We start from the raw sequence: 20,497 nt of genomic DNA on the forward strand, positions 1-20,497 counted from the left end.
CTTTTTGAGCTGTTGTAGTGAGCTCTTCTGAAGAGGCTTCTGTCTGCTTTTTATGACATAATACTCCCCTACTTTTTTAACTTCTAACTCAAGTGGGGAAAGTATTTTCTGCAAACGCTTATCAAAGTCTTTTTGAGCTGACCTTAGCTCTTTTATCTCTTGCAGCTGTATACTGTGGTTTTCTACCAGCGACTCATCATAGGCAAATTTTACTTCAGATTCTGCCTGTAATTGAGTAAGTGCCTCACGGAGAGAAATTTTTTCCGACTGTTTTTCTGTATCGCCGGAGTAGTCAACACTAAAATGCCGGTTGCTTGCCAGCGTTTGTGCCATGGAGGGTATGCTTAGGCACAAACAAATGATCAAGAGATACTTTCTCTTTTGTTGACGTAGTTTTGTGTACATAGGAGTTGTGTTTAGGTTGTAGATTTAGTTGGATATTATTTCGGATGTGATGGACTTATTTTCGTTCTAGGATTTGAATGTTATCCTTCTCCTGGCGTATATCTAGTAAAAGCGACTCTTCCAGCAAACTCAATAGCATATCTACCTCACCATATGGTACCTCCGCACTAAAACGCCGCTCTTCCAGTCTTTTGTCCTCTATATTTACATTTAGGCCATAGTTGTCTTTGAGCAGCTGGGCGATAGATCGCAGAGAGCTGGCGTCAAACATGTGTACCCCTTTTTTCCAGGCGGTTACTTTTTCAGTGTCTATCTGTTTTTTTTGGAATGTGTGCCTGCACGAAGAATAGGCAAACGCATCTCCTTCCTGCATTGTAATCGCAGATTTATGTTTCTCTTTGCCTTTGAGGCTAACCGCTCCTTCCTGAAGCACTACCTCGGTTTGCTCACTGCGGTTTAGCACATTAAATCGCGTGCCTAGTACCTCAATATCCACTTCACCAGCATGTACGGTAAATTTGCTGTAGGTAAAACCAGAGTGGCTTTTCTTTCTTATTTTTTCCACCTCAAAAAAAGCTTCTCCCACTAGCCATACTTCTCTTTTCTTTTGCCACTGAGATGATACTTTTAGGCTGGAATTGGCATTCAGGATAGCCAGAGAGCCATCTGGCAGCTCTACTTCTCTAATTTCTCCAAAAGCTGTCTGGTACTCCTGCACCTCGGGCGATAAGGAGGAGAAAAAATAAAAACCAAACAGGCTCAGGATGCTTATAGCTGCTGCTATGCCCAGAGGAGGCAAATAAGACCTAATTTTCTTAGAGGGCTGGCGCTTACTCTCTTTAGAGGAAGTGCTTTTAGAAAAAAGTACAGCTTTGATCTGTTGGCGGGTAGTATCAAAGTCTTCTTTGGTATGCTGTACCTTTTTATAGTCTGTAAGGCTTACGAGCAAGCGAGCTTCCTGTATGGTACCGGCCATTAGCGGATGCTGTAGCAGCCATGACTCCCAAAATGCTTCCAGCTCCTCGTTTGGAGAAAGTACCCACGCCCTGAAAGAAGCATCGCTTACAAAATCGTTTACCCGGTAATGCTCGTATGACATAATTTTGAGAGGTGTTTAGTAGTAAGTGGGGGCTTTTGTACAAACACCTTCAAAATCATAGCACTATTTTTTAATTTTTATACTTAATACATTTATTTGCGGTTAATTTTATTAATTATTTAAATTAAACTACATATTAATATGTGTGTCACAAAAAACTCTGTCTATTTTTCTTAGACAACATATTCCTCTCTATCCTTCGGAAGTGCATTCGAGTTATCAGTTAGCTCATGCTCAATTTCTTCCAGAGATTTTCCTTTAGTCTCAGGTAGAATGAAATAAAGTACTACAAAGCCAACGGCACAGATGAGTCCGTACAACCAGAAGTTGTTGGCCCAGCCCAGGTTTTCTTTAATGGTGGGGAAGCTGAAAGTTAAGGTAAAATTGCCTACCCAGTGCGCAAAAGCGGCTATGGACATAGCAGCCCCCCGTATGCGGTTGGGAAAAATTTCTGATAACACCACCCAAAGTAGGGGAGCCAGCGTAAGCGAGTAGAATAGTACGTTGGCTAAAACTAGCAGCACTATTACAAATCCTTCGTAATTGGCATAAAAGCAATAGCCAATTAGCGCATATACCAGAGCCATAGAAGAAGTACCAAATAGTAGCAGGCTTTTGCGACCCAGCCTATCTACCGTAAACATCGTAATTACTACTGCCAGCACCATTACAGTACCAATTACCACGATGTTGAGCATCATCTGTTTTAGATTATAGCCTGCAGCCTGAAAAATATCTGAAGCATAATAGATAATGACATTAAGCCCGCTCCACTGTTGCAAAAATGCCAGAAATATGCCTAAGCCGATAAATTTCAGCACCTTACTATCCAGCAAAGCTTTAAAGTTAACATGTGCCACATTTGCTTTGGTAAGCGTATGCCTTACATCGTTTACCTGCACCTGAGCATACTCAGCACCTCCTATCTTTTGCAATACAGCTCGTGCTTTATCCTCCTGACCATTTTTTACCAGCCAGCGTACGCTTTCTGGTACAAAAAACATCAGTACAAAAAACAGAAATGCCGGAATAGCCTCTACGCCAAACATCCAGCGCCAGCCAGTTTGTCCGCTCCAACTTTGTGCGATTATGTCATTACTGGCATCTACCGGCAGTTGAGTGTCCAGCAAAGAAATTCGCCAGTTGATAACCTGTGCCAGCAATACACCAAACATTACCAGTAGTTGGTTGATAGTAACAAACATACCTCGCTTTTCTGGAGGCGATACCTCAGCGATGTACATTGGAGAAAGATTAAGAGCAATACCCATAGCCACGCCGCCTATGATACGGTAGATATTAAACCAGCTAAAATCGGTAGCCAAGGCCGTACCAATGGCTGATAAGGTGAATAATGCCCCAGAGAAAATGAGTAGCCGCTTACGCCCATAGCGATCGCTGAGCATAACGCAGGCTAAAGCTCCTGCCATGCAGCCTACCAGGGCAGAGCTGGTACCCCAACCTTGAAGCGCTGGCGTATTAAGCTGGAAAAAAGGTTCGTAATAGGGTTTAGCCCCTCCAACAACTACCCAGTCGTAGCCAAAAAGAAAACCACCCAGGGCGGCAGTCATACTGATGAGCCATAAGTACAGCTGATTATAGCGTACATGATCTTTCATTTGCGGTCAATTTAGATTTGTGTATTAGTCTTGGTATACCAGCCTATTAGCATCAGGTATCCAAATAATTCTATGGTTTAAGAGCTATACTGCTGGTTTTTCCTACATAATAAAAATTTTAGACCAGAATAGAGACAGGTAGTGTCATGGCTTTATGGTTTATTTCTTAAATTATACTTACTTTGAGAACAAAATATACTTTTATAAAGTATATTATTTACCAATAACTAACCATATATCATGACCAGATTTAGAAGACTAGAAAATTGTGTGAAGCTCACCATCTACTATCCTGAGCTGGAGAGTACTCTGGCCCTACCCCTACATCAATCTTTAATACCGGCAGGCTTTCCCTCGCCTGCTGATGATTACATGGAATTGCAGCTTGACCTTAATGAACACCTTGTTCAAAACCCCAGTGCTACTTTTTTTGCTAAGGTAAAGGGGCATAGTATGGAGGATGCCGGAATATACGAAGGTGATATACTGGTTGTAGACCGCTCCAAAGAGGTACGTAATAATGATATTGCTGTATGCATTATTAATGGAGAGTTTACAGTGAAGCGGATTTGTATGAACGGCAAACAGATTACCCTTGTACCGGAAAGTCGTGCCTACCAGCCTTTTGAAATTACCGAAGAGCATCAGTTTATGGTATGGGGCCTGGTAACTTATGTGATTCACAAACCATAAGTTTACACAAACAACACTACAAACAAATAAAAAAGGGACTGCTTATAAAAACAGTCCCTTGCAAATGTATATTGTCTTAATACTAACGCCAGCCACCGCCTAAAGCACGGTACAAATCAATAAGTGTCACAAAAATCTCTTTACGCGTATTGGTCATACTAAGCTCAGCCTCCAATACTCTGGCCTGAGCGGTAATTACTTCAAGATAGGTAGCATAACCCGCCGCAAAAAGATCGTTAGAAGTATTAACTGCATTAGATAAGACTTCCGCTTCCTGCTGCCTTAGGTTGTATACGTTGCGGTAGTTCTCTACACGCTTAAGGTTAGAAGCTACTTCCTGATAACCCGTAAGAACGGCTTTTTGATATCCATAGTAGGCTTCCAGCGTTTCGGCAGTAGCACGGTCGTACTCCGAGCGGATCCGGTTTTTACTAAAGATAGGAGCTGTCAGGCCGCCTAAAAAGCCTGCCGCCAAAGACTCAGGCGTACTAAAAAGCAGTGACATTTCATTAGCATTGAAGCCCACATAAGGGTCTATAGTCAGTGTAGGCAAAAAAGCAGCGCGAGCTGCCTCTACATCAGCTTTAGCCGCAGTCAGCTCTAATTCTGCCTGCTGTATGTCCGGCCGACGCAATAGCATATCAGCTGGGATGCCGGCTCTCACTACTTCTGGCAGATGCTGATCTAATATAGACTCCCCTCTCTCTATAGTCTGAGGGTAACGCCCCAGCAAAAAGTTTAGCTGGTTTTCTACCTCAATAATCCGCTGCTGCTTTTCTATACCCAGACTTTGGGTACGAAGTAGCTGCGCTGTAAACTGCTGTACTGCCAATTCGGTAGCACGCCCACCCAGCTTCTGAATCTTGATCATCTCCAGCGCCACTTCCTGAAACTCTATGTTTTTGCGAATAGTCTCCAGTTCGTTATCCAGCCCAAGTAGCTCGTAATACAGGCGCGCCACTTCTGCTACCAGGGTAGTCGTAACCAGCTGTTTCCCTTTCTCTGAAGCCAGGTAACGAGCATAAGCTGCCTCTCTACGGTTTTTGAGCTTTCCCCAAATATCTATTTCCCATGAGCTCTGCAAGCCAAGAAAATAGTTTTGTACCAGATTAGACTCATTCTGATCATTGCTATTGTTGGCTATAATATTGTCGTTGATTCCACTACCCACATTGGCACCAAACCTACCGTTGAGAGAAGGCTGTAACGCTCCTTTTCTAATCTGTAGGTTTGCGCGCGCGATCTCTACCCGCTGAATAGCCTGCAACTGATCTGGGTTATTTTGCAGGGCAATATCTATCAGGTCTACAAGATATTTATCATTAAAGAAGTTTTCCCAGATTAAATCTCCCATACTGATAGTATCCTCATCTCCGATAAAGGTAGTGGGCAGTTCTTTGGCCTGAGGAATTTGTGGAGGTTCTACCAGCTTACAGCTGCTTACCAAAGCCACAAAACAAAGTATATATATTGATTTCTGAATCAGTGTATTAAAAGTCATAGTAAAGAGGCTGCTTAATTGCTTGACATTGTAACTTTCATCTCTTCTAAAGGCTCGGTTTTGGACGGCTTGCGCTTTTTCTCGGTCATCTGAGCAAACAGCACATATAAACCTGGTATGAGAATAAGCCCGAAGATGGTACCAATCAACATACCTCCGGCTGCGGCAGTACCAATAGAGCGGTTACCGATAGCACCAGCTCCTGAAGCCACACACAAAGGAATAAGACCAGCGATGAAAGCAAAGGATGTCATCAGGATAGGTCTTAGCCTGGATACTGCACCCTCAACTGCTGCTTTGATTACAGAATACCCTTCTTGCCTGCGCTGTATAGCAAACTCTACAATCAGAATAGCGTTTTTACCCAGCAAACCAATAAGCATAATCAGTGCTACCTGAGCATATATGTTATTTTGTAGCCCCAGAACTTTTAGTGCCAGAAATGCTCCAAAAATACCAGTAGGTAATGACAGGATTACAGGTAAAGGTAGCAGGAAGCTTTCGTACTGCGCTGCCAGCAGCAGATATACGAAAAGCAGACAGATTAAGAAGATATAAATAGCCTGGTCACCAGACTTAACCTCTTCGCGAGTCATACCTGCCCAGTCAAAAGAGTAGCCACGGGGAAGGCTTTCTTTAGCAGCCATCTTGATAGTTTCAATGGCATCACCACTACTATAGCCCGGTGCTACCGTTCCGTTGATTCTGGCTGCCGTATACATATTGTATCGTGTCAGCTGCTCTGGCCCATAAACTCTTTCCAGTGTGATAAAAGTTGAGTAGGGTACCATTTCTCCTTTATCGTTCTTTACGAACATACCCAGGAGATCTTCAGGTTTGGTACGGTACTCCGGAGAGGCCTGCACCATTACCTTGTACATCTGCCCGAAGCGGATAAAATTGGAAGTATAATACCCACCTATTAATGTCTGTAGGGTACCCATTGCTTTTTCTACTGTTACCCCTTTCTTGGCCGCCATTTCCTGATCTACATGAATGAGGTATTGAGGAAAGCTAGGGTCAAAGTTAGTATAACCATTAGCAATAGCCGGAGACTCTGCCAGGGCAGCAATAAAGTCATCTGTAACTCTCGCGATTTCCTGAAGGTCACCACGGCCTGTCTGATCCAGTACTCTCATTTCAAAACCACTGGAGTTACCAAAACCTGGTACCGTTGGTGGCGAGAAAAACTCAATCTTTGCATCAGAAATATGACTTGTTTTTTCTTCCAGTAGAGCTATCACCTGCTCGGCAGTAAGTTCACGGTCATCCCAGGGCTGTAAGCTTACCATGCCCATTCCAAAGGAGGCTCCCGACACTCCGTTTACAAGGCTGTAACCAGCAAGTGTAGAAACTGCTTCTACAATTTCAATATCTGAAGCAGCCTGTTGAATTTCGTCCAGTACCTTTTCGGTACGCTCTACGGTAGCACCAGCTGGGGTAGTAACGTTAATGTACACCACACCCTGGTCTTCGGTAGGAATAAAGCCTGTAGGCAAAATAGAATTAACACCCCAGGTAGCAGCAAAAAAGAATAGTAGCATACATACAGTAATTACCCGACGTGCGGCAAGAAATGATATAGCTACCTTGTATTTATCTGCCAACGCATTGTATGCCCCATTAAATTTGTCGTAGAAGCGCTGCATAAAGTTGTTCTTCTTTTCTTTGCCATGATTGTTTTTCAATAGCAAAGCACAAAGTGCTGGAGTAAGGGTTACGGCATTTACACCAGAAATTACAATGGAAATTGCCAGCGTGATAGAAAACTGACGGTAGAATACCCCTACCGGCCCAGATAAGAATGCTACCGGCACAAATACCGCAGACATCACTAGTGTAATAGCTATAATAGCACTACTGATTTCGTTCATCGCAGCAAAAGTTGCTTCACGAGGTGGCAGGTGATCTTCTTCCATTTTGGCGTGTACAGCCTCAACCACTACAATAGCGTTGTCTACCACAATACCAATTGCCAGTACAAGGGCAAAAAGCGTAAGCAGGTTGATAGAGAAACCCAGCAACTGCATAAAGAACAAGGTACCAATTAGAGCTACCGGTACGGCAAGAGCTGGTATAAGAGTAGAACGGAAATCCTGAAGAAAAATAAATACTACAATAAATACGAGTATAAAGGCTTCAAATAAAGTTTTTACCACCTCATTAATAGAGGCATCTAAGAAACGAGAGACATCGTAAGTAACATTGTAACTCATGCCAGGAGGAAAAGACGTTTCTTCAATTTCAGCTATTCGCTCTTTTACTTTGGCAATAATATCGCGAGCATTAGAACCAGGTCGCTGCTTAATCATAATGGAGGCAGCCGGACGTCCATCGTTTTTGGAGATCCTGCTATACCCCATTGCGCTAAACTCTACATCTGCAATATCTCTGAGCTTAAGCACAGAACCATCGCTATTGGCTCTGATCACCAGGTCTTCGTACTGGCGAGGTTCGTTGTATTTACCCGTATAACGAAGGACATACTGTAGTACCTGGGCTTCTTTATTAGAACTTTCTCCAGTTTTACCAGGAGCTGCTTCTACATTCTGGCTACGGATAGCCTCAATTACCTCATCGGTAGAGACCTCGTAAGCCGTCATACGGTCGGGTTTAAGCCAGACACGCATAGAGTAATCTTTTTCACTCACAATCTCGGCAAACCCCACTCCCTCAATTCGGCGCAGTTCCTGAAGAATATTGATATCTGCGAAGTTATAGATGAATTTCTCATCCATTCCGTCATCTTCGCTGACGATATTGAGGTAGAGCAACAAACTATTAACTTCTTTTTCGGTCGTTACTCCCGCCTCAATTACCTCCTGCGGAAGCTCATTGAGCACTGTAGCAACACGGTTCTGCACACTTACCGCTGCCAGATCGGGATCGGTACCTACTTCAAAATTCACTTCAATATCTACCCTACCATTGTTGGTAGATACTGAAGACATATGTGTCATTCCCGGCACACCATTAATAGCTTTTTCTAGGGGAGTAGCCACTGCTTTGGCACAAACCTCTGCATTGGCTCCTCGATATTTTGCCCTTACAGAAACGGAAGGAGGTACAATATCAGGAAACTGAGCGATAGGGAGAGTGAAGAAGGCTAGCCCCCCTAATAATGTAATAAAGAGCGAAATCACCAGTGAGAGCACTGGCCGTTTAATAAAAATATCAAACATCTGTTTTTGTAGAGCTTAAGATTAGAGAAACATCAATTAACTGCGGCAGGATCACATTATGGGTTTAATGCAATCAGGCTATCCATTCTTACAGGTTGCGGAGCGATCTGCATCCCATCTCTAATATTTTGGATTCCTTCATACACCACTTTGTCACCAGGCTTAAGCCCAGACTCTACTATATAATAGTGAGAGAAACGCGTTTTAGGTATAAAGTTTCTCATCCTTACCTGATTGTTAGCATCTACAACGAATACGAAGTTTTTGTCCTGAATCTCAAAAACTGCTTTTTGAGGCACCATTACAGCATTATTAATGGTATTGGATAAGCTAATTCTACCCGTTGCACCATGTTTCAGGATTTTGTCGGGGTTAGGAAATTGAGCACGAAAAGCGATAGAACCAGTACTAGCCTTAAATTCACCTTCCATAGTCTCTATGCTACCTTTATAAGGGTAAGTGCTGCCATCAGCTAAAGACAGGCTTACTATATCACTTTTTTCTGTAGGCTTTTCAATTTTACTCTTTACATATTCCAGATATTCCCCCTCAGAAACATTAAAGTAAACGTACACAGAACTAATGTCAGAAGCTGTGGTCAGGAGGGTACCATGGTCTATCAAGCTACCAGTTTTTAGAGGAATACGGTCTATAATTCCATCAAAAGGAGCTCTTATACTAGTGTAAGAAAGTCTCATTGCAGCATTAACCTCAGCAGAGCGGGCTTCTTCTATACGTGCCTTTACCGCATCCATTTTAGCTATGGCAACTTCCAGCTCAGTTTTGGAGATTACATTTTTGTCTACCAGTACCCTGAGCCTGTCTACTTCCAGCTCAGACGCTTTTGCTTCGGCAATGGCACTTTTCAGATTTGCCTTAGATTTTGCGAGTTCTGCTTTGTATTCTTCATCATTAATTTTGAAAAGCAATTGTCCTTTTTTGACCTCCTGCCCTTCATCTACATATATTCTTTCTAAAAAGCCCTGTACACGAGCTCTGAGCTCCACATTTTGTACAGCCTGAATATCTGCTACATAACTATGATAAATTGTTGTATCCTTCATCATAATTTCTGTAACCGGCAGGCTTTTCACTTCAACATTGTTGTTAACATTTTGATCACTTTCGGTACATCCAACAGCCCATACAGCTAAAACAGAAAGTACTACGCAGAATAAATTAATATGAATTTTCATGAAAAGAGTTTTAATAGTTATCTAAATAACTAAGGGGTATTTGTTAAATAATTGAACATCTAGGTGTGTGTATATTCTTGGGCAGTTCAGAATGGTGTAAGGCGAAATAAATTTAGCTGAAGGTCTAATGCTTGTAGCTGCCTGTATTTACCGAAAACTCTGCTTGTCCATACCCTCCCCCTCACCATCAGGAGAAAGAAAACAATTAAAAAATTACATACTATACTTTGGCTTTCAAATGTGCTTTGTACAAAATTTTGATTCCTGTTCTGCAATTTAAAAGTTTTCATAGTTGCCTTGTCTTACCTATTTTCTGAGTAATCAGTCTGTATAAGGGCAGTGTTTGATAGTATAGTTAAGCACTGTCAGCAAGAGAAACGTAATGCTAACAGAATTATTTTTAATTTTTTAATTAAATATTACCCGTAAAGTAATAATATATATCAATATATGTCAATAAGTAAGCAAGCCTAATTATAACCTAAATTCACATAGGTAAATTTATAATTTGGATGCTTCTACCTGTAAATTCTACCGTAATAACTCAGTTGATACTCAACAAAATTCTGAAAAATTAAACATTCCAGTATTCGCTGTTTTGACTACACGATAGCCAATAGAACTTACTTAAAGCTTACTTTAAAATTTTTATTGAATAAATATCGCACCACAATTGTGTAACAAAAACACTCTATAATACTAAATAAAATACTGTATCGTAGTATTTATCAATATTTATGAGATTTTTGCAAAAAAAGTACAAACTGCTTTTTAATATAAAAATTAGAATAAAACTATTGCGGAAATAGTTTATTCTGCCTTAACGCTCGTATAAATCTCTGATACAATTTGCCTCCGATTGAATACTTACGTATTTATATAAGCATAAAAACACAAAAATGGTTTTGATGGCTAGTTAAATTTAATAGAAAATTTTGCTCTTCATTAAAAAATTGTATGATGAAGTAGAAATTGAATAATATACCAAAGAATATATTAGTCTATTAGTGAGGCTATCCAGGAGAATGCAATAGCTCCTAAAACCATTCCTCCCCAAGCCAAAAAGCCGCTTTCGTTCAGAGCCAATGAGGTGTACACTCCCCAGACACCTAAACCAGTGAACATAGCAGCAAAGCCCCACATTATACCTTTCTTGAGCTTTTTTACACTGGCATCTACCAGATAGACAGGCACGATAGTGAGCACCAGACCAAATGCTAATCCAAAAAAGCTACTATCTACTGCAAAGCTTAAGGTTAAACTAAGCAACGCGGCAGCAAGGAGCGCCACATTTATCTGTGTAAGAAAGAAATTTTCTTTAGTCATCAGATACCGTCCGTAACGGTCGAAGTAGAGGATCACATCACTGAGGGGGGCAGCAAACCAACTCCACAAAATAATGAGTAAATAGAAAGGTAATAGCAGAGGAATAAGTTTAACCAAAACAATTACGCCTATATACAAAGCAAACTTATTTTTAGTACCTATCTTTTCAATCCAGAGCGAGTATTGTAGAAATTTGCGATAAAACCAATTGCTGGATTTAATAGCTTGCAGCATACCTGCCTGAGTATATTCGTTAGTAGGATCCTGCCGTAATGCTTCAGAAAAGTGTGTTTTAGCTTTTTTTATCTCGCCTCTGGAGAGGTAATGATACCCCATATTGGCTTGGGTAAGACTATTTTCAGGATCTTCGGCAAGCATATACTTCAAACGCTCATGTGCCACCTCTGACTGGCCTACTCTGCTTTGTGCCATTGAGAGGACATTATTGCAAAGAAGATCGTCCGGGTCAAGTTCCAGTCCCTTTTCAGCTAAAGAAAGAGCTTGATTAGAATCCTTAGAATTTAAATAGATTAGCGCTTTTACCGCATAATAGGTAGCCACGTGGGCGTTAAGGGCAAGTGCTCTGTCAATTGCCTGATGAGCCTTTTTATATGATTCCTGCTCCAGATAAACTCTGGATTGTATAAAGAAGGCATCATCATTTTCAGGATTGAGACCAATAGCAGTATTTGCCGCGTTTATAGCCTTTTTATTTTCGTCTTGCCTCAGATAAAGCTCAGCTTGTAATACATGTATATCATCTGCATCCGGGTACTCTACCAGGGTCTCTGATATTTTCTGTTGGGCAATATCCAGTTTATCTCTTTCGATAAGCAAATGGATTCTAGAAATTTGTTCCAATAGCATAATCAGAGTTTTAAGTACGAGATAATGTCATCATAAATACCAGATACATTGGAGTATAAAGCGTAGTTTTTGGCAGTATTAAACCATTCTTTGGTACTGGGTCGTACTCTTTTGATCTGAGCTTTGAGGTCGCTGGTACTAATAGCCTCCACTTTACCACTTTTCATAGATTGCTTTAGCTTATCTTCCACGCTCAGGTCTACTAAAAGCTTTAAGTCGGCCCCACTAAACCCTTCTGTCTTTTCCGCAATTTTACTATAATCTACCTTGGCTACCGGTTTAGACTCCATTAATAGTTCCATAATTATTTTGCGAGCTTCTTGGTCCGGGGGCGGCACGAAGATGACACGGTCAAAGCGGCCCGGACGCAGAAAGGCAGAGTCCATATGCCAGGGAGAATTTGTAGCTCCCAATATTAGCAGACCTTCGTTGTTAGATTGTACTCCATCCAGTTCTTTCAAAAACTGATTAATGATATTCCTGCCTGCTGACTGTTTTAAATCGTTTCTTTTACTACCCAGGGCGTCAATCTCATCAAAAAACAGTACACAAGGCTGATGTTTACGTGCAATCTCAAACTTTTCGTGAAGGTTCTTCTCACTGCTCCCCAGCCACATATCCATAATTTCTTCAATCCCTACAGCCATAAACTGGGAGTCAATTTCTCCTGCGGTAGCCCGTGAGAGATAAGTTTTTCCACAACCGGGAGGTCCATACATTAATATGCCGCCTCCGGCTTTTTTGCCATATGCCTTGAACAGTTCTGGGTTCTGTAAAGGCTGGATAATTTTCATTCTTATCTCGTCCTTCACTTCTTCCATCCCTCCTACTTTAGAAAAATCTGTATCGGGCTTTTCCAGAAATGGATTGTAACTATCCTCCTTATCGCCAGGCACTGAGCCAGAAACAGCAGCAGAAGGAAGCTTGAGTTGGGCCTCTATGGCTTCGTTTTTCCATTCGCCCCATTTGGCCTGGTAAAACTGATACTGCTCTATTGCCTCCTGCAACTGCCCGTCATTGATTAATATCTGAAGGTAAAATTCAATTACCTCTATTTCCTCAGAGATCTTAAGCAGTTCTTCGCAAATGACTAGCGCCGGACCATACTGTTTAAGGTAAGAATAAGTGCGTGCCAGCAGGAATTTAATCTCATGGTCAGCTTCTTTCTGCAAAATAATGTTAAAGTGCTCTTTTGCCCGTTCATATTCAGCATTTTTAAATAGGCCTTTGCCTACCTGTTTACGCAATAAAACATTGTCGGGAGTAGCCAGAAGGGCATTTTCTAACGCTTCCAGAGTTTCTTTGTCCACAATCTCAAGCTTTAGTTATACGCTTCTAAATTAGACTTAAAGAAAATGGCTAGGGAAGAGATAAGTAGAAGCATCAAACACAGGTGCTATTTGTACAAAAAAGTCATCAAATGAAGATAATCTACATTGAGCATTCACCTTCATCTAATTGCATCTAATAAAATATAATACATCATATTATAAATAATTTTCAAAATTAAATTCTAATATTTAATAATTTTACAGCCTATTATTCTAAATGTTACAAAATTAATAATTTGACGAATCTTCTGATATCACATGAAACTTGAAAAAGGCGGGTAACTTTTTTAACTTATTGAAATACAAGAGAAAACAAACCTAAACTATTATGAAAACGCTCCTTGTCTTGATACTGGTGTTTGCTGTTCTCTGCTACGGACTAGCTTTAGGTCTGGCTTAAAATATTATGTTTTCTGATATTTTTGGCTACAAAAGGCTTTCCTGACCTTAGTCTGTAATCTTAAACACCAATGATTTCACCTCTGCTGTAGAAAGCAACTCTCTGGCAGGCAGCACTCCTCTTGAGTTTGCCAGCAATGGTTTAACATCAAACGGTTTAGAACTTGCTATTAGTTTAAAGTACTCTACCCCTACTGGTTCGCCTATTTGGAATACCTCTTGCGTCAGCATTTCTTCTCCCGCAAATAAATGATACTCTTCAGCAGTACGGTTATAGGCAGGAAAGATCAAATTAATTTTGTTATCAGGTTGTATGTCTAGCAAAGAAAAATAGGCTTGGCTACTACCCTTATTGGTAATTTTAAGTTTGATATAATCTCCCTTTCTAAGTTGCAGAGTATCCTCAATTATTGCTTTACCTTGACTTTTTGCAGGCTTTTCCGGCTTATATTTCTCCCCATGTTTTATACCTATTGGTACTATAGCTATCTCCAGTTCCAGCTCAGGCACATCATGATATAAATCCCGCAAAAAGCTGGCCCTTAAATAATCTTCAACTGCTAGCAGCACAGCCCTACGTACAGTACTTTCATCATCTTTTGGTGTAGACCTGAATAAAGTCTTTTTATCTGAAGACCAGAGGTAAAGCCTCTGTCCGGCGTCAAGTTTTAAAGTGAGCTCCGGCTCATGGGATGATATTAGGATATTAGACAAACTACTTACAGCATTTACTAAACTCGCATGCAAACTACTGCTTTCTGGTATATCAATATGTAGGCGAACAGGAGCACTGCCGTAATTTTTAGTTCCGGGCACCGCCCAGCTTTTTTTCAGCAAATTGGTATTAAAAGGCTCACTTAATACCACTTCTGAGGTGGTGAGGCTAGTACGCATTACTACACCAGTTGCCAAAGCCTTTTGCCGGGTCGTATCTCTAACATCAATAGGAAAAAATAAAATTTCTGTTCCTACAGACAGGCCTGAAAGATCTCCGGCATCAAGTGAAAGACTGGTTTTATTATAAATTTGCTTGATGGTAAAATAATTAAATGCTTTAAAAACCTCAGCTGTCCACAACTGTCGCATAGCTGCACCCTCTATTTGAGGGGTCTGATGAGGTGCTATGCTTTTCATTTCCGCACTCAGCCGATCAAACAGTCCCTGATAAGTATCCCCCTTAGTAGCCTTGCCCAGTACATGGTGTAGAGCATACGACAGTGACCCTACCCATTTGCCTTCTTTATCTCTGGTTTCATAATTAAGCTCATGGGCCCCGGAAGCGCTTATTAATATAGTTGTAGCATCATGATTAGAAGGGTCAGTTTCAATCCATTGCTCACCTTCTGTACTATTTTGGGTGAGAGTCCGGCTAGTAAAGGTAAGGGTATGCTGTGTTCCTCGCACCCTGCTTAAAGTTCGTGTAGCTGTGCCGGAGTGGCATGCATCCAACAGTACCAGTATTTGTCCTGTATCTCCAACTTTAGCTTTTATCTCAGCTATTAGTTCGCCTAATTCGTCATCGGTAAGATGCTGCTCTCCTTTATAAGTTTTGTATGCTCCTTCAGCCTTTTTAGGTGCATCGTACATCACCAGCGCTTCATCCAGTCCGTCCAGCTCATCGCCATTGAGATCTTCCAACTGCTGGCCATGTCCGGAAAAATGCAAAACTACTTTGCTACCTTTTTTGGCTTTTGGAATGATATAGTGGCGAATAGCAGAAAATACATTCTCTTTAGTAGCCTCAGCATCTCGTAAAACCTTAAGGTTACGCAAGGTATCAAACCCCTGAGATGAGAGCGCAGCTTTTATTAAGGGTATATCGTTGTGGGAGCCAAGCGCTGTCCAGGCAGTACTTTGCTTATACGTACCAATTGCCACAATCAGTGCCAGCTTATCAGAGGGCCTTACCGGCTCCTCTTTATCAAAAGTGATAGTCTGCGCTAACGTATCTAAAGTAGGTTTGTAAAAGGTACTATCATCTGCCTCCTGAATCGTAGCTACATCCGATACTACATGCTCTGTGCTTTGTTTGGCAGAGCATGCGACCAAAATACCCCAAAACAGGTGATAGACCATGATTTTGAATACTGACATAGACAGCTAATACGATTGTAAGCAGAAGTTATAGCACTAAGTGCTTTAATACAATAAGTTGTGCGTAAATTCGGTAATAACAGGCTTAAATACGGTAGTACTTTGAGGATGGTGCATGTTTGAAAGTTATCACCTATTCTATAGATTAGGGCTACTGATACCACACTACCTTTTATGTCGGAAAAAGAATTAGTTGCCTTACTAAGACTTAAAAACCCTAAAGCTTTTAAGCAGGTACAACAATACTACCGAATGTGCCGGAACCTGGCCAGAAAAAGTAATATAAGTGAAGAGGATAGTAAAGACCTTTTTCAGGATAGTGTTATCGTGCTGTACGAAAACTTGCAAAAGCCTGACTTTAAGCTAAGTAGTAAAGTAAGCACCTATTTGTACAGTGTTTTTCAAAACAAAATGTACGCTTTTGTCCGTAAGGCAAAGCCCACTGACCCTATCCAGGATGAAAAAATTATGCATTATGACTCTGAGCCAGAATCTAGCTGGAGTGAAGAAAAAATTTTACAGGCTCTGGGTGAGTTAGGTAACAATTGCAGTGAATTAATATCCGCATACTATTACCATCGGGAAAGGCTCAAAACTCTGGCAAAAGAACTGGGCTATAGCAGCGAGAATACTGCCAAGCAAGCTAAATATAAATGTATGCAGAAGCTCAAAAACAAGTTAATCCGTTTAAGCTCATGATTAACGACGATAACAAAACTGAAATTATAGACAAATACCTGGAGGGCTCACTTGACCTGGCAACCCGCCAGGAGGTAGAGCAAAAAATGCAGGAAGATGAAGCGTTTCGGGAAGAGGTGAGTTTGCAGCAACGCATTATCCAGGCAGTGCGGAAGCAGGAACGCGCAGCTCTGAAACAGGAGCTCAGTGACATATTTGAGCAGGAGAATGATAAGGTCAGGGTACTGAGCAAAAGAAATATCTATTATGCGGTTGCTGCAAGTATACTCCTTGTGGTAGCTGCGGGTATCTTTTTGTGGATAAATACCGCCAACTCTACTGTTGATGGTGTGCTTGCCGTACAGCTGGTAGAAGGGGCAAGAGGAGAGCTTCCAGCTAACATACCGGATCAGGTTCCAACACTAATTTTCAAGAACGAAGCTCAATATAACTTTCATTATCAGTTTGGAGATACTCTTAAGCTTTACGGTAATTTCAGCCTTGAGCAATTACAACTTGCGTACGAACCTAATCATAATAACTACAGGCTACTTGTAGATGATGAAAGCTATCCTATCCAGAAAAATAAGGCAATAACTCCATTGCTACCTTAATTAACCTACTTATCCGCTCATTGGACAACTGCTGGATATTGTTGTGGGCAAACTATTTTTTTGTAACGGCTCCATTGTCCTGAAGTCACTTTTTTGCGCTCAAACTCTAAAATTTAAAAAACTTTCTCTTAGCAGGGTAACCTTTCTCTACTTCCTCTATATACCTACAAACGCTACAGAAAAAGTGAAACACTTCAGTGCTTACTTTTTCTTGGTAGAGAAGCATCTAAGTTCGGAGCTCTTTCGGAAGAATGAAGCCATGCCCGGTGAGGTGGGCAACTTCATTTTTCCTACATCCTCACCAGCCTAAGGCTGCACTAGCCATACACGTTTAACATGCGCAAACCATGAAAGTGCTAAGATTATTAGCCCTGGCCTGCTTTCTTCTTGCCTCAGTTAGCAGTTGTGATTTTCTCAACTACGATGAGGTGGACAAAGAGCAGAGACTCGGAGGCGGAGGAGACGATCCTCCATGCAATAGAGATTGTAAATAGTTCTGGTAATTTAACCGGGAGTGTGTTATGCACTCCCATTACTTTTTCTCTCCTATCTCCACACACAATCCTGTAAAGATTACCTCCTATCGCCCTTATCCTTTCCGCCGGTTATGCAGGATTTCAAATAGTGATAGTTACGTTTTAATAGTATACCTTAAAACACTTTTTAAAAAGTGAAATTTATAAGGGTTTTCTGTGAATTTTATTAGGAAGGCAGTTTGTAACAGCTTCTTTTTTCGCTATTTTGTTAGAAGATTACCTGCTTTCCTATGAAAATATTAAGCCTTAACCTACTATGCTATGCGATAGCTGTAAGTGCTATAGCTCAGAGTATCCCTTCTGAGGAGAGGTTGAGGCAGAGTGCCGACTCTTTGTATCTTGAAGCAGAACATAGCTTTGAAGCCCAGGACTCCAGCCTACTATTTAGTCATTTGGGGGCGGCCCTTCATCTCTACCAGCAAATTAATGACTCGTCCAGCGTTTCTGATGTTACCAATAGCCATGGTTTTTACTACTATTTTTATGGTGACTACCCACTCAGTATTTCCTATTACAAGAAGGCGCTAGAGATTGATCGTGCCATGAAAGATACGGTTAAAATGATTGGTCGCTTAAAGAATATTGGTGGCACCTACAATAAGCTTGGGCAGTTTGTAGATGCTCTGGAGCACTTGCAGCAAGCTTTGCAACTAGCTGAGAGTATAGACCGGGAAAAAAGCGTAGCCCTGGTAAGCAACTCCATAGGCAACCTCTTATCTGACAACCTTCAGTACCATAGGGCCAGTAATTTTTTTCATCAGTCGCTAAGCATCTATAATACCACACAGGATAGTTTAAGAGCGGCCTACGTACTCAACAACTTAGGAATGCTACACCAGCAGCAGCAAGCATACGATAGCGCAGAGTACTATTTTAAAAAATCATTACAATACAAAAACAGGCTTCAGGAAAAAAGGACCCTCCCTAATACGCTTACAAATTTAGGAGACCTGTATCTACAGCAGGGAAACCTGCAACAGGCAGAGAAACACCTAACAGCTGCACTGGACATTTTCTCCCAAACAAAAGACACGTATCGGCTGGCCTGGGTAAGCAATAGATTGGCTACACTCTACCTGAAGAAGCAAAATTACGGCCTCGCCAGAACCTACCTGGACAGTATTAGCGCTTATTTACAGGAAGTTGACGCGCGCCAGGAAAGACTAACTTACCTCTACAATGAATTTAACTGGTACGAAGCCAGCCATCAGGTTGCGCCTGCCCTAGCCTATCATAAACAATGGGCTATGCTCCGCGATAGTATTTTTAATGAAGACCGGCTGGAAGTGGCTCAGATGCAGTCTGCCTATGAGCTGGAAAAGGAAGCCCAGGCAAAGCAACTGGCACAGCAGGAGACACTTCTTGCGCGTGCGGAAACTAAAGTGCAACGAGCCAGGGTGCTTAGCATAGCGCTGATTTTAGGCATATTTGTCATACTAACCTTGGTACTTTATCGCCTGTACAGAAAAAACAAACGCCTGAGCAAAAGAAATGCCCTACTGGTAAGGGAACAGCACCACCGTGTCAAGAATAATCTACAGGTGGTCTCCAGTCTGCTGAGCCTCTACTCCCGCAGAATGAACGACAAAAAAGCCCGGCAGGCTATGCACGAGAGCCAGCTGAGAGTGCAAACTATGGCACTGATCCACCGCCGCCTGTACGGAGAACAGCTCACCAGCATTTATATTGACGATTACCTTAAGGAGCTAAGCCAGGAAGTTGTGAACACCTTTGGTATTGCAGCAGAGATCCATTTTGAGCTAGAGCATATAAAGGTTGATATTGACCAGACCGTACCCCTGGGACTTATTACTAATGAAGTAGTGTGCAATGCCTGCAAACACGCTTTTCCTGATCACCCTCAACCAGAGCTTAGGCTAAGTTTTCAACAGATCTCGCCCTCTGCTTTTCAGCTCAGAATACAGGACAATGGCCCCGGCCTGCCTCTGGAACTTGAGAAGAAGCTGCACACGAACAAAAAATCATTTGGAATGAAGCTTATTCAGCTACAGACCAAGCAACTGAAAGGGAAATCTGATTTTACCAGTGAGGAAGGAGCTGTATTTCAGCTGAACTTTAGTGAGAAAAAACATTTATGGGATTGATAAAGATACTGATTGTAGAAGACGAAATTATTACCGCTTCGGATATTGAGGAACAACTGGAAGCAGCCGGATATGAGATAAGCGGAGTAGCTCATAGCTATGAGCAGGCGCTTGAGCTTTTTCAGGCAGACACCCCAGACCTTGTATTGTTGGATATTCAACTGGATGGCGACAAAGATGGCGTTACGCTGGCCAGAAAATTAAACTCCTTCAGCCAGGTGCCTATCATATACCTGACTGGAAATACCGAAGACAACACACTATTAAAAGCAAAAAAAACGCAGCCGATCGCTTTTATTCTAAAGCCTTTTAGAAGTAAAGAGTTTATTATGAATGTAGAGCTGGCTGTACAGAACTTCATTAGAAAGCAACGTATAGACCATCCTACCATTTCAGACTCGCTCTTTCTGCCCGCACGCGATAAAGGGCATGTTAAAGTAGCTATAAAAGACATTTTATACATCGCCGGAGAAGGCGCTTATGTAACTGTATACACCCAAACCAAACAGAACTTTGACATTGCCACCAACCTGGCTACTCTTGCTAAGCAAATTGGTTATAAAGACTTTGCTCGAGTGTCTAAAAAACATATTGTAAACCTGCATCATATTACTAAAATTGATAGTGAATCTGTTTGGGTGCAGGAAAAAAAACTAACCTTAGGAGATCACTTTAAAAAAGACCTGCAACAGAGCCTTCATTTTATACGAACCAAACTTTAGACTTCATCAAGACATATTGTCCCTTTGTTAGATTTTTATAGTATTGGTAAGATATTCTTTACCCATATACTAACCGTTCTGTTAAAACAGCTCTCTCTTTTCTAGTACAGCTTAGTTAGAAAGTATAGTT

General features: G+C 41.4%; 14 protein-coding genes. 6 read left to right on the plus strand and 8 right to left on the minus strand.

The features are described 5' to 3' along the window. Window positions 1-460: 460 nt before the first annotated feature. Complete coding sequence (locus tag PZB74_RS03735; RefSeq protein ID WP_302240894.1) at window positions 461-1,504, minus strand: FecR family protein; 1,044 nt, start codon at window positions 1,502-1,504, stop codon at window positions 461-463. 173 nt (window positions 1,505-1,677) lie between these two features. Beyond that, window positions 1,678-3,123: a sugar porter family MFS transporter gene (locus PZB74_RS03740; RefSeq protein WP_302240895.1), complete on the minus strand. Its 1,446-nt coding sequence runs from the start codon at window positions 3,121-3,123 to the stop codon at window positions 1,678-1,680. A 240-nt stretch (window positions 3,124-3,363) separates the two neighbouring features. On the opposite strand from PZB74_RS03740, the gene PZB74_RS03745 reads away from it, so the two are divergent. Beyond that, window positions 3,364-3,816 carry a LexA family protein gene (locus PZB74_RS03745; RefSeq protein ID WP_302240897.1) on the plus strand — a complete coding sequence of 151 codons (453 nt, stop codon included), beginning with the start codon at window positions 3,364-3,366 and terminating at the stop codon, window positions 3,814-3,816. Window positions 3,817-3,898: 82 nt separating this feature from the next. Here PZB74_RS03745 and PZB74_RS03750 read toward each other — a convergent pair whose 3' ends face one another. The 6 genes from PZB74_RS03750 to PZB74_RS03775 form a co-directional block, all read right to left on the minus strand. Beyond that, on the minus strand, window positions 3,899-5,317 hold the full coding sequence (locus tag PZB74_RS03750) for a TolC family protein (RefSeq protein WP_302240899.1): 1,419 nt from the start codon (window positions 5,315-5,317) through the stop codon (window positions 3,899-3,901). Between the two features lie 14 nt (window positions 5,318-5,331). After that, window positions 5,332-8,499, minus strand: a complete 3,168-nt coding sequence (locus tag PZB74_RS03755; RefSeq protein WP_302240901.1) for an efflux RND transporter permease subunit — start codon at window positions 8,497-8,499, stop codon at window positions 5,332-5,334. Between the two features lie 56 nt (window positions 8,500-8,555). Beyond that, window positions 8,556-9,695, minus strand: coding sequence for an efflux RND transporter periplasmic adaptor subunit (locus PZB74_RS03760; protein ID WP_302240903.1), 1,140 nt, complete (start codon window positions 9,693-9,695; stop codon window positions 8,556-8,558). A gap of 996 nt (window positions 9,696-10,691) precedes the next feature. Continuing rightward, window positions 10,692-11,888 (minus strand): tetratricopeptide repeat protein, encoded by a 1,197-nt coding sequence (locus PZB74_RS03765; protein WP_302240904.1) that lies wholly within the window; start codon window positions 11,886-11,888, stop codon window positions 10,692-10,694. A gap of 2 nt (window positions 11,889-11,890) precedes the next feature. Next, a complete protein-coding gene (locus PZB74_RS03770) occupies window positions 11,891-13,198 on the minus strand; it encodes an ATP-binding protein (protein ID WP_302240906.1) in 1,308 nt (435 codons plus the stop codon). Between the two features lie 468 nt (window positions 13,199-13,666). Then, entirely contained in the window at window positions 13,667-15,694 is a 2,028-nt protein-coding gene (locus PZB74_RS03775) for a caspase family protein (RefSeq protein ID WP_302240908.1), read from the minus strand. Window positions 15,695-15,886: 192 nt separating this feature from the next. On the opposite strand from PZB74_RS03775, the gene PZB74_RS03780 reads away from it, so the two are divergent. The 5 genes from PZB74_RS03780 to PZB74_RS03800 all read left to right on the plus strand — a co-directional run bounded on the left by PZB74_RS03780 (window position 15,887) and on the right by PZB74_RS03800 (window position 20,367). Continuing rightward, on the plus strand, window positions 15,887-16,411 hold the full coding sequence (locus tag PZB74_RS03780; protein WP_302240910.1) for an RNA polymerase sigma factor: 525 nt from the start codon (window positions 15,887-15,889) through the stop codon (window positions 16,409-16,411). Then, a complete protein-coding gene (locus PZB74_RS03785; protein ID WP_302240912.1) occupies window positions 16,408-17,004 on the plus strand; it encodes an anti-sigma factor family protein in 597 nt (198 codons plus the stop codon). Before PZB74_RS03780 ends, PZB74_RS03785 begins: the two co-directional genes overlap by 4 nt. Window positions 17,005-17,351: 347 nt before the next feature. After that, window positions 17,352-17,498 (plus strand): hypothetical protein, encoded by a 147-nt coding sequence (locus PZB74_RS03790; RefSeq protein ID WP_302240913.1) that lies wholly within the window; start codon window positions 17,352-17,354, stop codon window positions 17,496-17,498. 272 nt (window positions 17,499-17,770) lie between these two features. Continuing rightward, on the plus strand, window positions 17,771-19,645 hold the full coding sequence (locus tag PZB74_RS03795; RefSeq protein ID WP_302240915.1) for a tetratricopeptide repeat-containing sensor histidine kinase: 1,875 nt from the start codon (window positions 17,771-17,773) through the stop codon (window positions 19,643-19,645). Further along, window positions 19,636-20,367 (plus strand): response regulator, encoded by a 732-nt coding sequence (locus tag PZB74_RS03800; protein ID WP_302240917.1) that lies wholly within the window; start codon window positions 19,636-19,638, stop codon window positions 20,365-20,367. Before PZB74_RS03795 ends, PZB74_RS03800 begins: the two co-directional genes overlap by 10 nt. Window positions 20,368-20,497 lie beyond the last annotated feature (130 nt).

The sequence above is a fragment of the Porifericola rhodea genome (assembly GCF_030506305.1).
Classification (GTDB): domain Bacteria; phylum Bacteroidota; class Bacteroidia; order Cytophagales; family Cyclobacteriaceae; genus Catalinimonas; species Catalinimonas rhodea.

What these genes read in the sequence shown, in the direction of transcription:
- PZB74_RS03800 (WP_302240917.1), top strand. Translation starts at nt 19,636, where the DNA reads ATGGGATTGATAAAGATACTGATTGTAGAAGACGAAATTATTACCGCT.
- PZB74_RS03775 (WP_302240908.1), bottom strand. Translation starts at nt 15,694, where the DNA reads ATGGTCTATCACCTGTTTTGGGGTATTTTGGTCGCATGCTCTGCCAAA.
- PZB74_RS03760 (WP_302240903.1), bottom strand. Translation starts at nt 9,695, where the DNA reads ATGAAAATTCATATTAATTTATTCTGCGTAGTACTTTCTGTTTTAGCT.
- PZB74_RS03765 (WP_302240904.1), bottom strand. Translation starts at nt 11,888, where the DNA reads ATGCTATTGGAACAAATTTCTAGAATCCATTTGCTTATCGAAAGAGAT.
- PZB74_RS03785 (WP_302240912.1), top strand. Translation starts at nt 16,408, where the DNA reads ATGATTAACGACGATAACAAAACTGAAATTATAGACAAATACCTGGAG.
- PZB74_RS03750 (WP_302240899.1), bottom strand. Translation starts at nt 5,317, where the DNA reads ATGACTTTTAATACACTGATTCAGAAATCAATATATATACTTTGTTTT.
- PZB74_RS03790 (WP_302240913.1), top strand. Translation starts at nt 17,352, where the DNA reads ATGAAAGTGCTAAGATTATTAGCCCTGGCCTGCTTTCTTCTTGCCTCA.
- PZB74_RS03745 (WP_302240897.1), top strand. Translation starts at nt 3,364, where the DNA reads ATGACCAGATTTAGAAGACTAGAAAATTGTGTGAAGCTCACCATCTAC.
- PZB74_RS03780 (WP_302240910.1), top strand. Translation starts at nt 15,887, where the DNA reads ATGTCGGAAAAAGAATTAGTTGCCTTACTAAGACTTAAAAACCCTAAA.
- PZB74_RS03740 (WP_302240895.1), bottom strand. Translation starts at nt 3,123, where the DNA reads ATGAAAGATCATGTACGCTATAATCAGCTGTACTTATGGCTCATCAGT.
- PZB74_RS03735 (WP_302240894.1), bottom strand. Translation starts at nt 1,504, where the DNA reads ATGTCATACGAGCATTACCGGGTAAACGATTTTGTAAGCGATGCTTCT.
- PZB74_RS03755 (WP_302240901.1), bottom strand. Translation starts at nt 8,499, where the DNA reads ATGTTTGATATTTTTATTAAACGGCCAGTGCTCTCACTGGTGATTTCG.
- PZB74_RS03795 (WP_302240915.1), top strand. Translation starts at nt 17,771, where the DNA reads ATGAAAATATTAAGCCTTAACCTACTATGCTATGCGATAGCTGTAAGT.